At 45.0% G+C, this 14,242-nt stretch carries 16 protein-coding genes; 15 read left to right on the top strand and 1 reads right to left on the bottom strand.

What is annotated here, in order from left to right; translation table 11 throughout:
• Nucleotides 1-569 precede the first annotated feature (569 nt).
• The 9 genes from VN447_RS08090 (at nucleotide 570) to VN447_RS08050 (ending at nucleotide 7,466) form a co-directional block, all read left to right on the top strand.
• Nucleotides 570-959, top strand: coding sequence for a hypothetical protein (locus tag VN447_RS08090; protein ID WP_325524562.1), 390 nt, complete (start codon nucleotides 570-572; stop codon nucleotides 957-959).
• A 64-nt stretch (nucleotides 960-1,023) separates the two neighbouring features.
• Complete coding sequence (locus VN447_RS08085) at nucleotides 1,024-1,233, top strand: hypothetical protein (RefSeq protein ID WP_325524561.1); 210 nt, start codon at nucleotides 1,024-1,026, stop codon at nucleotides 1,231-1,233.
• A 114-nt stretch (nucleotides 1,234-1,347) separates the two neighbouring features.
• Complete coding sequence (locus tag VN447_RS08080; RefSeq protein ID WP_325524559.1) at nucleotides 1,348-2,016, top strand: hypothetical protein; 669 nt, start codon at nucleotides 1,348-1,350, stop codon at nucleotides 2,014-2,016.
• 1 nt (nucleotide 2,017) lies between these two features.
• The gene (locus VN447_RS08075; protein WP_325524558.1) at nucleotides 2,018-2,455 is read left to right on the top strand and encodes an NUDIX domain-containing protein; all 438 of its coding nucleotides are present in this window, start codon (nucleotides 2,018-2,020) and stop codon (nucleotides 2,453-2,455) included.
• A gap of 131 nt (nucleotides 2,456-2,586) precedes the next feature.
• Nucleotides 2,587-2,943 (top strand): hypothetical protein, encoded by a 357-nt coding sequence (locus tag VN447_RS08070; RefSeq protein WP_325524556.1) that lies wholly within the window; start codon nucleotides 2,587-2,589, stop codon nucleotides 2,941-2,943.
• Nucleotides 2,944-3,044: 101 nt separating this feature from the next.
• Complete coding sequence (gene phnD, locus VN447_RS08065) at nucleotides 3,045-3,980, top strand: phosphate/phosphite/phosphonate ABC transporter substrate-binding protein (RefSeq protein ID WP_325524555.1); 936 nt, start codon at nucleotides 3,045-3,047, stop codon at nucleotides 3,978-3,980.
• Entirely contained in the window at nucleotides 3,977-5,428 is a 1,452-nt protein-coding gene (locus VN447_RS08060; protein WP_325524553.1) for an ATP-binding protein, read from the top strand. The genes phnD and VN447_RS08060 overlap by 4 nt, the downstream gene beginning before the upstream one ends.
• Nucleotides 5,429-5,433: 5 nt before the next feature.
• The gene (locus VN447_RS08055) at nucleotides 5,434-6,093 is read left to right on the top strand and encodes a response regulator transcription factor (protein WP_325524551.1); all 660 of its coding nucleotides are present in this window, start codon (nucleotides 5,434-5,436) and stop codon (nucleotides 6,091-6,093) included.
• A 245-nt stretch (nucleotides 6,094-6,338) separates the two neighbouring features.
• Nucleotides 6,339-7,466 carry an HD-GYP domain-containing protein gene (locus tag VN447_RS08050; protein WP_325524549.1) on the top strand — a complete coding sequence of 376 codons (1,128 nt, stop codon included), beginning with the start codon at nucleotides 6,339-6,341 and terminating at the stop codon, nucleotides 7,464-7,466.
• 25 nt (nucleotides 7,467-7,491) lie between these two features.
• Here the strand turns inward: VN447_RS08050 and VN447_RS08045 are convergent, their stop codons facing one another.
• Nucleotides 7,492-8,889 (bottom strand): sensor histidine kinase, encoded by a 1,398-nt coding sequence (locus VN447_RS08045; protein WP_325524548.1) that lies wholly within the window; start codon nucleotides 8,887-8,889, stop codon nucleotides 7,492-7,494.
• A 346-nt stretch (nucleotides 8,890-9,235) separates the two neighbouring features.
• Here VN447_RS08045 and VN447_RS08040 point away from each other — a divergent pair, with 346 nt between their 5' ends.
• The 6 genes from VN447_RS08040 to bioA are packed head-to-tail and all read left to right on the top strand — an operon-like array spanning nucleotide 9,236 to nucleotide 13,934.
• A complete protein-coding gene (locus VN447_RS08040; RefSeq protein WP_325524546.1) occupies nucleotides 9,236-9,385 on the top strand; it encodes a hypothetical protein in 150 nt (49 codons plus the stop codon).
• A gap of 3 nt (nucleotides 9,386-9,388) precedes the next feature.
• Nucleotides 9,389-9,886, top strand: a complete 498-nt coding sequence (locus tag VN447_RS08035) for a hypothetical protein (RefSeq protein ID WP_325524544.1) — start codon at nucleotides 9,389-9,391, stop codon at nucleotides 9,884-9,886.
• Nucleotides 9,870-10,655 carry a 6-carboxyhexanoate--CoA ligase gene (locus VN447_RS08030; protein ID WP_325524543.1) on the top strand — a complete coding sequence of 262 codons (786 nt, stop codon included), beginning with the start codon at nucleotides 9,870-9,872 and terminating at the stop codon, nucleotides 10,653-10,655. Before VN447_RS08035 ends, VN447_RS08030 begins: the two co-directional genes overlap by 17 nt.
• Complete coding sequence (gene bioF, locus VN447_RS08025) at nucleotides 10,639-11,811, top strand: 8-amino-7-oxononanoate synthase (protein ID WP_325524541.1); 1,173 nt, start codon at nucleotides 10,639-10,641, stop codon at nucleotides 11,809-11,811. Before VN447_RS08030 ends, bioF begins: the two co-directional genes overlap by 17 nt.
• Before the next feature lie 4 nt (nucleotides 11,812-11,815).
• Nucleotides 11,816-12,562 carry a dethiobiotin synthase gene (gene bioD / locus VN447_RS08020; protein WP_325524540.1) on the top strand — a complete coding sequence of 249 codons (747 nt, stop codon included), beginning with the start codon at nucleotides 11,816-11,818 and terminating at the stop codon, nucleotides 12,560-12,562.
• On the top strand, nucleotides 12,555-13,934 hold the full coding sequence (gene bioA, locus VN447_RS08015; RefSeq protein ID WP_325524538.1) for an adenosylmethionine--8-amino-7-oxononanoate transaminase: 1,380 nt from the start codon (nucleotides 12,555-12,557) through the stop codon (nucleotides 13,932-13,934). The genes bioD and bioA overlap by 8 nt, the downstream gene beginning before the upstream one ends.
• Nucleotides 13,935-14,242 lie beyond the last annotated feature (308 nt).

Below are 14,242 nucleotides of genomic sequence, written 5' to 3'. Positions count from 1 at the left end.
CCTAAGGAAATTAGGCTTTATCACCATAAGTGAAAGATATTCATTAATACACTAATTCTATTGAACCGCCGTATACCGAACGGTACGTACGGTGGTGTGAGAGGTCGCTGAGTAAATAATTACTCAGCTCCTACTCGATTTCTGAGTCAATACTATTTGGGATACTATTCGAATTAAAAAAGAAGAAAAACAGTCCAGTAGCAAAACACCGCTCTGAATCATACTATGCATTATATTCCTACTACATAGTAAAGGAGGTATACCTATGGGATTCGGTTTTGGCGGAGGTTGTGGTGGCCGCGGTGGTAGCAGTGTAATCATAATCATCATTATAATTATCCTGCTCCTTTTCTCGTTTGATAATGATTTCAGTTCAAGCTGCTAACAATTGTTCTGTATGTATTAGCCACAACTCATCTATCAGTACAGTTATTACTAGTTGTGCCATAGCCGTCTGCCTTCGGGTAGGCGGCTTCTTATTTTTCATATAATAGAGAGACGCGGGCGGCCGTAAAATAAATATATTGGACATACTATCATCGGGTATAAGATTAAAATGGAGGTATAGTATGACTGATACAGACAATTTAATTAAAGAAAAAGTGCTTCCTTTTCGCGAAAAGATTCTAGGTGTAGTAAAGGAAAAGCATCCTCATATGTACGCCGTAGCCAATGGCATTCTCTCTGGTAGGAAAAACAAGGCAGGGCTTCAGGTTACCCAGGATGGAAAGGTTGTTGGTGAATATACATTTCACCTTGATGGGATACATATAGAAAGCGTAGAATGTGGCAAACTTGACTCAGAGATACATCATCCTTTTCTTGGGGTGGTTAAGCCGTACGGCGTACTTGAGAAAAGCGCAATTGAAAAAATGCTTGAAGACGAGGGATTTTCCAACGAAATGTTTAGCGCTTTGGTTAAATATCTCCCAGATGTCACGATTAAGTTTTTGCGTTAGTTTGTTAGCTTACTTGAGCCCCTGGAGTGAAGCGGCCCAGGAACATCCAAGAGCAGTTGTTGGTATGACCGATATATCGGCTCGGCCGGTTATTGATGCGGATCTGCTGTCTTTTAGTGTACCTTTGTCCATGTTCAAGGAAATGGAAGACAATGTGCCAGGAAGCTTCCTTATAAACATGACTGGCAAAAAGTCGGCTGAACGCATTTCCGAAAGAAATAATTACTGTATCTTATCCTACAAGCAGTATGCGCTTTGTAGGGTATTTTTTTAATCATTGATAGTTTATTTATTTATTAAATTGCTCCATTATTTACCAAAAGGGAACTAGCCTGTATAATGTAGATAAGCAAAACGAACGGACAATATCTACATTATGGGGGGTACTATGAATACAGAAGAATTAAACAGCATTAAATCTGTCGCTCAAGATTTAACGTATTTGGTCAATGAATGGGATCAGGAGATTGATGATAGATCAGTGAATCAATGCAGCGCAGTACTTAAGCGGCTTCTAGTGGAGAATCAGTATGGTAAAGCCTGGAATGTGCTTGGGATAAATAGACAGCCCAAGATACGCACCTATAATTTTGAGGAACTGATGCTTGATGGCGAGTCAGTAGATACAATTACCCTTGCCATAGCCGGCGGCGCTAAATATCGCGGTTCAGTAATCCGTGGGTTCAGGGTTCTAAATTACGCAAAAGAGAAAGAAAGATCCTCAGATGATCAAAAGAAGCTGCCAGTCAATCTAGCTATGTCCCTGTCGCAGTACCTCAACTCGGTATGTATTATCATTGATGGTGCTAGTGTAACAAGAGGCGAATTGATCAGCTATTTAGCAGATAAGTGTACTTGTGAACCTGTAGATACTGAATTGACGGCTCCTACAAGTCCGGACAGTAAGCTCAGGAAACTCGATTTGTTTTTTAATAGCTTAACCACGGGTGACAAATGCGGGTTGTATTATGAGCTGGTGTGTACTGGGCAGTGCATTGCGGGAACTAGAGATACTGCTAAGTTGTTAAAACGGATTAAGGAATTGCAGGTACAGTAGCATGGATTTTGTAGTACATGTCAGCACGCTTATTGAGCGAGAAGGTAAAATCCTATTTGTGCGAGAGAAAAAGCCCCAGGCTTACGGTAAATATAATTTGCCTGGCGGACACCTGGAGCTTGGCGAGGATGTAGTAGCAGGCGCTAAGCGGGAGGTTAACGAAGAAGTTGGCTTTAACGTTGAGATGGCGGGCTTTCTGGGGGTTTATGAAGGTGCTAGTGACAACCACTATATTAACTTTGTCTTTTACGCCCAGGCAAAAGAAGATGATGTACCAATGCCGCTGGAGGAGGAAATATTAGATTGTCATTGGTTATCTGTTGCCGACATTGAAGCCATGGACGATACGGTGTTCAGGAACGCCAAACGAATCAGGCTTATCATCCGGGAATTTCAGCAAGGAAGAATCTATCCCATTCATATGCTTCACCGAATTTAAAAGAAGTCAGCGTACCAAGGAATTTGTTTCCTGGGTACGTTTTTTATTGCTTTCATATTCAGAAAATTTAGTATCTATCATATAATAAATAAAGAAAGTTATTTTCACGAACTAAATGGGAGGTAGGTGCTATGCTCCTGGAGGAAATCAGAGAAAAAGCCTGTCAATATGCGTACGAATACTGGGGTATGGAGTTTGATGCAGTCATCGTCATCAATCCGGAGTTTTTACATATTCTTGGCAAAGTCTCGCTGTCAGAACACGGGTATCAGATAGACTTTTGCCCAGGATTTGTTGTAGGTACCTACTCAGATGTGGCTATCGAAAAAATTGTAAAACACGAGGTATGCCATTGGGCTTTAATGAAAAAAGGACTTCCCTATTATGACGGAAACCCTATCTTTGAGGCGGAATTAGAAAGAATTGGGGCCGGCAGCTGGACGAATCCTCTTAGCTCAAACTGCATACGAAATTTTATTTATGCCTAACTGTTCCCCGAAAATTATTTTCTGGTAGACAACTTGAGTGGACAAATATAATATTAGGTTAGATAAAAAATACAATTTAGTGCAAATAACTTGGGTGGTATATGAAGATAAAACAAGGATTATCAGCGGTGTTGCTGATAATTATTTCCATGGTTTTACTTGTGGGCTGCGGGTTTGTTGCGAAAACCCCCTATATCGACTTTGGGCAGGCTGGCGAAACTCCATCCCTATATAACAAAAATGAATCTGCCCAACGGCCGATTCTAATTGCGTTGGCATCGGTGCTGTCTCCCCACGAAACGATTACGTATTATCGGGAGATTGCAATGAATGTTTCTCGCAAAACAGGTCGCCCGGCAGTGCTTGTTCAGCGAAAGACCTATGCGGAAGTAAATATGCTGTTAGCCAATGGCGATGTAGATATTGCATTTATGTCGACAGGTGCATACAGCTCATACCGGGGTATGAACGAAATTGAGCTGTTAGTCATGGCCGAATATGGCGGCAGCATCTTATATAATGCAGAAGTCATTGTGCCTAAGGACAGTACTATTCAGAGTATCGCCGATTTGCAGGGCAAGGTGTTTGCTTTTACTGATCCGCTAAGTTATTCCGGCCATATGGTCATCGAAGATTACCTGCGCAAAAAAAATGCTGTACCTGAAACATTTTTCCGGCGTTTTTTCTATACATACAGTCATGATAAATCATTATGGGCGGTTGCCAATAAGCTGGCTGACGGGGCAAGTTTTGACAGTCAGATTTTTGAGTATGCCAAGCTTAAAACCCCCGAACTGGTCGATAAAGTGAGGGTTATTACTACCATCGGCCCAGCGCCCACAGGTCCAATTGCTGTTAGAAAAAGCATGAACGCTGAACAAAAAGAGCAGCTACGAAGCATCTTCCTGGACATGCATAACGATCCTAACACGAATAATGCTATGCAAAAATTAATTATTGACCGTTTTATCCTGCCCACGCCTGAACTCTTTGAACCGCTGAAAACACTCTATGACCGGACGAGTCTTACGTTATGAAATGGCTTAGACGTTTAAGTATCTACTACAAAATCAACGGTATTATTCTTGCCATGCTGCTGCTGATAAGTCTGGTGATGGGGATTATTATGACTAAAACAGCGACACACCTGATTGAGGATCAGATGGAGAAAAGAGGCGCTGAGTTAGCCTCATATATTGGCGTATTGAGCAGTAACGACATCTTGTTAGATGATCATTATGCGTTATTTGACCGAGTAAACAAAACAAAGCAGAATACAGATGATGTACGTTATATTATCATCACTAATTCAGCCGGCCATGTTTTGGCCCACACGTTTGATAACAGTTTGCCCAAGGGCTTGCCAGTTACTGTGACTATGCAGCCGCCCAGTCTATCGGCCAGTAATACGAATCTTGCTAATAGCACTTATCAGGTTACCAAATACAACAGTAATGAAGGGCTGATCCGCGAGATAGTGATGCCAATTGAAAATGGTGCTATCGGTTATGTGCGGGTAGGTATGTCCGAAAAAGGCACTGAGCAAATGATGAATAAGAGAATGAAAGATTTTATTGTTCTCATTTTTTTAGTGGGGGTACTTGCTGCTGCTGGTGCCACATATTTGGCGTATGTTATTATTTCTCCGTTGCGCGGTCTTACCCAAGCTGCCGAACAGATTCGACGAGGAAATTTCCAGGTATATGCCGACATACCGCACGAAGATGAAGTAGGCCAATTATCAAAAGTGTTCAATGACATGGCTCAGAGTCTCCGCGAAAAACAGTTGGAAAACAATCGATTGTTAGAGGAGCTTAGGACTAAGGAAGCGCTAAGAGCCGGACTGATAAAGAAATTGTTTTCAGTACAGGAAGAAGAGCGCAAACGTTTGTCTCGCGAATTGCACGATGAAACAGGACAGCTTTTGGCGTCGTTATTAGCCTACATGAAATTGTTATTGTCAAAGCTGGTTAATGATGAACAAAAAGAAGTGTTGTTAGCTGCCCGGAATGTTGCAATGGATGCATTGGGGGGGCTGCGGAAAATAGCAGTCGAGCTCCGGCCGCCGGTGCTAGATGATTTAGGATTGCCGGCTGCTATGAAAAAATATATTCAGACATTCAGTGAGCAGCAGGGCTTGCCTGTACATTTTTCTGTTCAAGAGGATAACGTGGACATGGGGAGCGAAGTTTCTTCGGCATTATACCGTATTTTGCAGGAAAGCCTGACCAATATTGCTAAGCACGCTCAGGCATCCAGTGTGTATATCACTTTGTCTGTTAACGACAAACGGGTGGAAATGGTGATTAAAGATGATGGACTTGGTATTGGTACTGGTACAGTGCAGACAGCATATTATAAAAACCGCGTAGGCATCTATGGAATGCGAGAGCGGGCAGAAATGCTTGGTGGTAGCCTCAGTATCGAATCAGGGAAAGCAGGCGGCACCACTGTTGTTGTAACATTACCGAAATTTTTGGGGTGAACAATATGTCTAAGATTAAAATTATTCTTGCCGATGATCACTCAGTGCTTAGGACAGGATTGAAACTGTTGCTCAACAACGAGCCTGATTTGATAGTAGCCGGCGAGGCTTCTGACGGGGAACAACTGCTGCGCTTGTTGGAAAGCGTAACGGCAGATGTGTTAATCACTGATTTAGCAATGCCCAATATGGGTGGACTGGAATGTATTAAAGAAATTAAAAGCAGGGGTTACTCTATAAAAATCCTTGTGCTTACAATGTATGAAGACGAGCATTATTTAAAAACGGCTATGCAAGCCGGAGCGCTGGGGTATGTGGAGAAACAGGCGGTAGACACCGAACTATTTGAGGCTGTTCGCACTGTGGCCAAAGGTCAGCGCTATTTGAGCCCCGGGAATGCTCAGTTACTCTTAAATACACTGCTTACTGAAACCCCGGTAACGCAGTCTGACGATCCGTATGTTGTATTGACGCACCGCGAACGTGAGGTATTAAAATATATGGTCAGAGGTTACTCTATGAGTCAGGTTGCCCAGCTACTCTGCATAAGTGTTAAAACAGTAGATACATATAAAACCAGGATGATGGAGAAGCTTGGTTGCACAGAAAAATGCCAATTGGTACAATATGCAATAAAATACGGCATGTTACCAACAAGCACATAACATTTTATTTGAACAGACCAGTAATGCTAATTATAATGAAAAAACAGGCTGTGACAATTTGAAGAGTCACAACCTGTTATTTTTTGCAGAAAATCTATGTAAAATAAAAGTTTATGAAATTTAATAGAGATATATTGAATATTTTTGCGAAATAGCTAATAATTGACATTAGATAGCTTTACATAGCAAGTTCAGAGAATCTGCGTGAGCTTATAGAGGAGCAGCATCCGAGAGGGGAGAAACACATGGCTGAGAATTATAATATTGCTAGATATCAGGTGGACCAGCTCCGGCCAGGTTTAGAACTTGGAGAAACAGTATTTTCGCCTGATGGTGGGGTGTTGCTTCATACAGGGACGATACTAACGGAAAAACATATCGAACGGATTGTGGGTTATGGCATTGAATTGGTTCGAATCCGAGAATCAAGCCCAATAAAACCAGCGTTTGACAACGCAGTAATTCCTGAGCCCGAAGCTACTGTGAATTGCGAACCAGACATGGCTAGTGTTTCGGAACATGAAAACGAATTTCTACGTGCATATAACGAGGCAGTAAGGAATTTGAAAAAGTGTTTTACGCTTGTCCGGTTAGAGAAACATTTAGATTGTCAACTGCTGTATTCTATTGTCGACTCAGTCATGTGGTTGTCAGCACGAGGTACTGGTGCGACGGCGTTACTCCATACCACGACTCGCTCCGAAGATTATTTATTTCATCACTCTATCAATGTTGGCGTTCTCGCCAATATTATTGGCGCGTTAAGTGGAGCCTTTGATTTAGCTCAGCAGCGGTCTCTGGTGTTAGCAGGGATTCTTCATGATATTGGTAAACTCGAAATCCCGGTGCAGGTTCTGTATAAGAATGGCAGCTTAACAGAAGAAGAGCTAAATATGGTTCGTCAGCACCCTGCAATTGCATTTAAGTTTTTCCGTAACTATGTAGAAATTCCTGAGAATGTCCGTTTTGGTGTTCTTCAGCATCATGAGCGAGATGATGGTTCCGGTTATCCTCTGCATACAGAAGCTTCCAAAAACCACCCGATAGCACGAGTGCTTGGCATAGCCGATACCTATGACGCGATGACCTCTAAGAAGGTTTATGGAGAAGAGGTATCACCGTTTGCCGCAATCGATACTATTCAAAGTGATACTTTTTCCGGGAAATTTTCGCCAAAGTATAGCACGCCTTTTCTTAATGAATTATGTCAGTCGCTTATCGGACGGTATGTGACTTTAAATGATGGGCGTACCGGTCAGCTTGTATTTTGGAATCGAAGTGGTAAAGGGAACTGTTTAATTCGCTTCTCTGACGGGCAAGTACTTGATATCTATAGCCAGAATAAGCTAAAGATAACCAAGCTGGTTTGTTAGGATATTGAAGCGATGGGGCGTTTTTCTACCATGACGTAATCTCCTTTTGCTTCGGCCAGGTAAAACGGAAGCTTGTTCCCTGGCCGTCAAGAGAAGCAACTTGTATCTTACCGCCTTGGTTCTCAACAATCTTTTTTACTAAGGCTAAGCCGACTCCGGTATTTTCTGTAGTATCCCGAGGCTTCAGTACTTGGAACATCTCAAATATTTTTTCATGGTAAGCAGAGGCAATTCCCGGGCCGTCATCTTCTACTGAGAATTCGTACAAACTTCCAATTTCGTTCATCGAGATGCGGACAATACCGCTTTGTTTATCATGATGCTTAATCGCATTATCAATTAGGTTTGCCAGAACCTGTCTCAGACGCAGGCTATCTGTTACGATAGTAGGCATTTCGGCACCAGTCTCAATGCGGAAGCCAGCGGGCGGATTCAAATCATCAATAATATCAGCTAGTAATAAGGCGATATTACATTGTTCAACAGGGCTACTGGTCCGACCTACCCGAGAGTATTCAAGGATGCCTTTAATTAGATTATCCATACGATAAACTCGTTTTCTCAAAAGAGCCAGGTTATTCCGGATTTCTTCCGACTTAGTATCTTTTAAATCCTCTTCGATCCAGGAGGACAAGTTGGTTATGGCTCGTAGTGGTGCTTTCAGATCGTGCGATACAATATAGGCAAACTGATCTAGTTCTTGATTTCGTAACTTTAGTTCATTTTCGATACACTTTTGCTCAGTAACGTCGACGGCCATGCTGATAACTGCTCTTCGTCCATCTCTAAGTCCTCCGAGAGGGGCTGAGCTAAATGACCATATACGTACTTGGCCGCTGCGGGTACAAATCTCGAATTCTCCTTCATCAAACCGGCTGCTTATACTATAAAGCATTTCCACCTTAGCTTTTGCTGCCGGACGATTTTGCTGATTGCTTCTTTGGATCCAGTCATCGATGGTTGGGATATCCTCATGCGAGTACCCTGTAAGCTCGGTCCAGGTATTGCTAATGAGTAATACCTCGCCGTCTTCGGCATGTATCATTAACGGAAAGGGCGCAAATACTACGGCCCGCCGTAGTCGGTCTTCACTTTCTGCCAAATATTTCTCGTGTAACTGGATTTCTTCTAATTGCTGACTTAGTTTACTGCTTAACTCTGTAAGTTCATCATTGCGTTTTCTAAGCATGGACTCTTTACTTTCGATGAGTAAAGTGTAACGGGTTATTTGGATATAGAGAAGGGCGGCGGTCACTATAACGAAAAACCATCCTTTAGCAACTGATAGATTACGAAAAACTGCTTGATCAGAAGAAATCATTCTGACAAATTCATCAGAGGCAAGTATCCAAGTAAAACTGATTAGAATATATGTGATAACTATTTTACATACACTCCAGTTTAGACGGGGAAAGTACGCCATACTTATGTCCGCTCCTTCTGTAGTTGGTATTTTTAGAGATCTGCAGTATTTGGCTGTTTTTATCAGAATATAGTACTATTCAACAGTATGCTTGAGAAAATCCTCCCTGTATTGTAAATTACTCCCCGATGTTGGAGTAATTGCAGCTCCACCCTGGCTCTTTCATGAGCCGGGGTTATTTGTTTTACCCATCAAAATACTAACTGCGCCGTCATTTTTTGATTTACAGGAAGTGGAGTACGTAGTATAATTCTTGGTGTTAACCACTTGTTGGTATGGAGGTTAACAATGTGAAGATGGTTAACTACTATAATTACATAAGGTTAACAATGGGCGGGGGAATAAGATGTCTAACATTGAATTGATTATTGGGCTTGGTACTAAATTGCTTAGGGGCGGGGTATCTAGGGCTGAGGCATCAGAAACAGCAGCAGTTGAAGATCGGGATGTACCGGTACTTAATGGCTACGGCTCTGTGGGCACTAAGAGGGGTTAGGATATGCAGAACAAAGTTGGTTGGATAACCGAGGTCGGCCTGCTGGCCGCTTTTATAACAATAACCGGCACCTTTAAGCTGCCGGGATTGATACCGGGAACAGAATTTCAGTTATCAGCCCCGTTAGCTGTAGGTATCTGTGCGGTATTCGGATTTAGCAAATATATTTTAGCAGGAGTGCTATCAAGTGCGGCTGGGCTGATTCTTGGTACTCAGTCGTTATTAAATGTGTTTATTGCCATGGTATTCAGGGTTACTGTCGGCATGATCGTAGTATTGCTCGGACGGTCCTGGCCGGTGATTGTGTTGGCAGGACCGGTAGGTTCGGCTGTTGCCAGGTTGGCGCTGGGTGGAATTATTGGTAAAGCGGCAATACCTCTGGTGCTAGCGGCTGCGCCGGGTATGATTTACACAGCTCTACTGGCTTGGCCGCTGACAGCCCTGCTAAAACGGGTAAAAGAACAGAAAGGTAAGGTCATGCGTCATGTTATACAGCGTTAGAATGAGGGCAGCCCAAGGTGGTGCTCACGCGAAGGGTGGAAAACACATCTCTGGTGCCGAGCGGCTGGTGAGCCGTGAAGTACTGACAGCTACAGTAACGACAATGCTGGAACGCGCGCTGTCTCATAGCCGGGGAGCAGCAGACTTTACTAACCTTACCGTCGAGGCTGTCCCTGTCAAGGCCGTACAGGAAACTGCATGTCTACCGGTTACATCGGTAGATGTTACCGATGTAACCGCTGGACGGGCGGTTGCACAGGCCGAACTGATTAAGGCCGGAGTTGCGCCGGGCGCTGCTGTGGTGGGGATCGAGGCATTAGCCGGTTTAGCTGGCAGCCTGCGGGGTGCCATGTTAGCAGATGCCCGTACAGGAGCCAGACTGGATGCAAGCGGTGAACGCGGCATTCGCGTGTCGCGGATGGATATTGCTGATGAGCAGGCATACTTGCGGTGGTTGAATAGCCAGGGTTACAGCAATATCCATATTCAGGAAGCAATTGTTTTAGCTTCCAAGGTTATGTCGGCACCCGGAGTGGTTGCTGAGTTATGCTGGTCAGATGATCCTGAATATACTGCCGGCTATGTTGCTACTCCGGCTGGGTACACGAGGTTTACCCATCTGAAACCATATGGCAGTGATATCGGTGGTCGGATTTTTTTTGTAAAGGAAAACACTGATTTGGACCAGTTGGTAGCGTACTTGAAATATCAGCCTGTACTTATCAAGGTCCCGGCGGAGGAGGTCTGTGCAGATGCAATTTCTTGCTGACTACTTAGAGCAGGTAAAAGCGAAGAATCTATATCGTCAGATTGTAACCTATAATCCTGTTAGTCCTGCCCGCGTACAGATGGGCGGACAGACTTACTTAATGATGGCTTCCAATAACTACTTAGGACTAACGCACAACCCGGCCGTGCAGCAGGCTGCCGTTGACGCAATATGGCTGTATGGCACAGGGGCAGGCGGTGCCAGGCTTACAACCGGGACGTTCCCGCTGTTTGAGCAGTTGGAACAGGAGTTAGCGACGTTTAAAGAGACAGAAGCCGCTCTGGTATTTAATACAGGGTATATGGCCAATGTTGGTGTTATTAGTGCCCTGGCCGGCCCGGACGATGTTATTTTTAGTGATGAACTCAATCATGCCAGTATTATTGACGGCTGTCGGTTATCCCGGGCGCAGGTTGCCGTATACCGGCACACTGATATGGAACACTTACAAGGCCTGCTAAAAGATACAGCCTGCCAAGGGAAAAGACTGATCATTACCGATGGCGTTTTTAGCATGGATGGCGACATCGCGCCGCTGGATACAATTGCCGAATTAGCTGAAAGGTATAATGCCATTATTATTGTTGACGATGCCCATGCTACTGGCGTGATTGGCCCAGGAGGCAAAGGTACAGCTGCCCATTTTGGTGTGAAAGACAGAGTCCAGGTACAAATCGGCACTCTGAGCAAAGCACTTGGTGCTGAAGGTGGTTTTGTCGCCGGGTCATGGGAATTGATTGACTACATAAAAAATAAAGCGCGCAGCTTTATATTTTCAACAGCACTAGCGCCTGGAGCCATAGCTGCAGCGCTGGCGGCGCTGAGAGAACTATCGTCCAGACCGGAATTGGTAACTAAGTTAAACGAAAATGCCCAGCATGTAAGAAACCTGTTAAAGGCGGGAAATATGCCGGTTCTTGACGGTATAACCCCGATAATACCGGTCATGGTGGAAGAGGCTGACGAGGCCGTCTGGATGACTTCTGAACTTAAAAAACAAGGTATTATTATTACTGCTATCAGGCCGCCGACAGTGCCGGTAGGCACAAGCCGGCTGCGATTGACAGTGACGGCTGCGCACGAGCGGGATGAATTGGACGCTGCTGTTGACGCCATTAATATGGTGGTTAAGCAGTTCCGCAGGACTGTGAGGTAAAAAGATGCAAAAAGGTTTATACATTACGGCAACAGATACCGAAGTAGGGAAGACATTTATCAGCGGGGCTATTGCCGCTGCCTTAAAAGGGCGCGGTATTAATGTCGGGGTCGTCAAGCCGGTAGCCTCAGGCGGGATAGCCGACATGAACGGCACACTGGTGTCTGAGGACGCCACCTTTTTAATGGCAGCTGCGGGAATTGACGAAAAGCAGCGGCAGCAAGTAAATCCTGTATGTCTGGCTCCGGCGCTGACCCCGGCGGTAGCAGCAGTTGAGTGCGGTGTGACTATTGATGTGGCACACCTTATTGATGTTTGCCGGGCTATGCTGGCTAAATCGGAGGCAACCCTGGTTGAAGGAGTGGGCGGCATTACTGCGCCTATTTGGCAGGACTACCTTGTTGTCGACATGATGCTTGAACTTAAGCTGCCGGCGCTCCTTGTCACCAGGCCCAATTTAGGGACAATTAACCATACCGTGCTTACTGCCGAATATGCCCGCCAGCGGGGTATAAAGCTGGCCGGTATTATTATCAACCGCTGGGATGAAGAGCAGGTTACTGTGCTGGAACGCAGCAACTTAGCCTATATTGAACGCCTAACTGGCTTGCCTGTATTAGGTAAATTCCCTTCAGTTCCAGTGGTTCAATTGGATCAGTCATCAATGGTCCGGCTGGGCGAATTGGCAGAACAGCATTTAGCCATTGATGACATAATCAGTCTGATGACAGGAGGAACTAGCCATGCATGAAGCAGAACTGAAAGATAAGCAGTATGTCTGGCATCCCTTTACGCAGATGCAAGATTGGGTGTCAAGACCGCAGCAGGTTATTGCCGCCGCCAAAGGCATCAAGCTTATTGATACCGACGGTAACGAGTTTTATGATGGCGTATCATCATTATGGGTCAATCTTCACGGTCACCGCAAAAACGAAATTGATGAAGCTATTATTGACCAGCTTGGCAAAGTGGCCCATACGACAATGCTGGGCTTAGCTAACATTCCGGCATCAGAACTGGCAGAGCAGCTAGTTGAGATAGCTCCTCCTGGGCTAAATAAGGTATTCTATTCAGACGATGGTTCAACAGCTGTGGAAGTTGCTCTAAAAATGGCTTTTCAGTACTGGCAGCATAAGGGTAAGCCGAATAAACAAAAGTTTATCTCGGTTGAACAAGCCTATCATGGCGATACTGTGGGAACAGTCAGTGTTGGTGGTATTGATTTGTTTCACCGGGTGTTCAAACCGCTTTTGTTTACACCAGTACATATTCCGGCTCCGTCCTGTTATCACTGCCAGCTCGCCTCAGACCCGGCTACCTGCGGGATGAAATGCGCTGCCGTGTTGGAACAGGTATTGGCAGAGCATCATGAGGCAGTTGCCGGCTTGATTATTGAGCCGCTGGTGCAGGCGGCAGCCGGCATGCTGATGTCGCCACCCGGCTATTTGGCTAAAGTACGCGAACTCACCCGGAAATATGACATATTGCTTATCGCTGATGAAGTAGCAACAGGTTTCGGCCGAACAGGAAAAATGTTTGCCTGTGAGCACGAAGCGGTAGCGCCGGATATGATGACACTGTCCAAAGGAATAACCGGTGGCTATATGCCGTTGGCAGCAACACTGACTACAGACGAGGTCTATAACGCCTTTTTAGGCGACTATACTGCTAAAAAAACGTTTTATCATGGTCATTCCTATACGGGTAACCCACTGGCCTGTGCCGCCGCGCTGGCTAACTTGAAAATATTCCGGGAAGAAAAAGTGATCGAAGGGCTTAGCCCTAAAATAGCTGCAGCAGCGGCTAAGCTAGAACAGATAGCGAACCTTGAGCACGTGGGCGATGTACGCCAACGCGGCCTGATTATCGGCATTGAATTAATGCAGGACAAAAGCCGGAAGCTTCCCTATCCTTGGGAGCAGGCGGCTGGCGCCAGTGTGTGTCTGCAGGCCCGCAAGTATGGACTCATCATTCGTCCGATTGGTGACGTTGTTATTTTCATGCCGCCGTTGGCCAGTACTGTTGATGAGATTAACACGATGCTGGATATTATTAAACGCTCTATCAGGGAGATTACAGCAGAAGGCTGGGCCGGCGCTGGTCTTCAGCCGACTGATTTATAAAGTAGAAACTAAGCGGTCAGGTAATTTTAGAAACCAATTGACAAAATCGGCATGATTTACTATACTAAAATAAATGAACCTTTAAGACGGTCCCGAGAGGCCGGCAAGGTACGCAATGATAGTCTCTTTATGCGGCTTTGCAGCCTCTCGCCTATGCGAGAGGCTTTTGTATGTGCGCCCAGCATGGGCGCTTACTTGTTGGTGAAAGTCCAATACGGGGGTTGATAGTGCCAACCGTTAGCCTAAGACAAGGGTGTCGCCTGTGAGGGCGAATCTGAAGGAAGTCGGCGGCAAAGCTCCGGTCTGAG

The organism is Sporomusa sp., from assembly GCF_035561155.1.
In the GTDB taxonomy this organism is placed as follows: Bacteria; Bacillota; Negativicutes; order Sporomusales; family Sporomusaceae; genus Sporomusa.
Note: the sequence above shows the minus strand (reverse complement) of the source record. Positions and strands in the feature narration are given on the sequence as shown.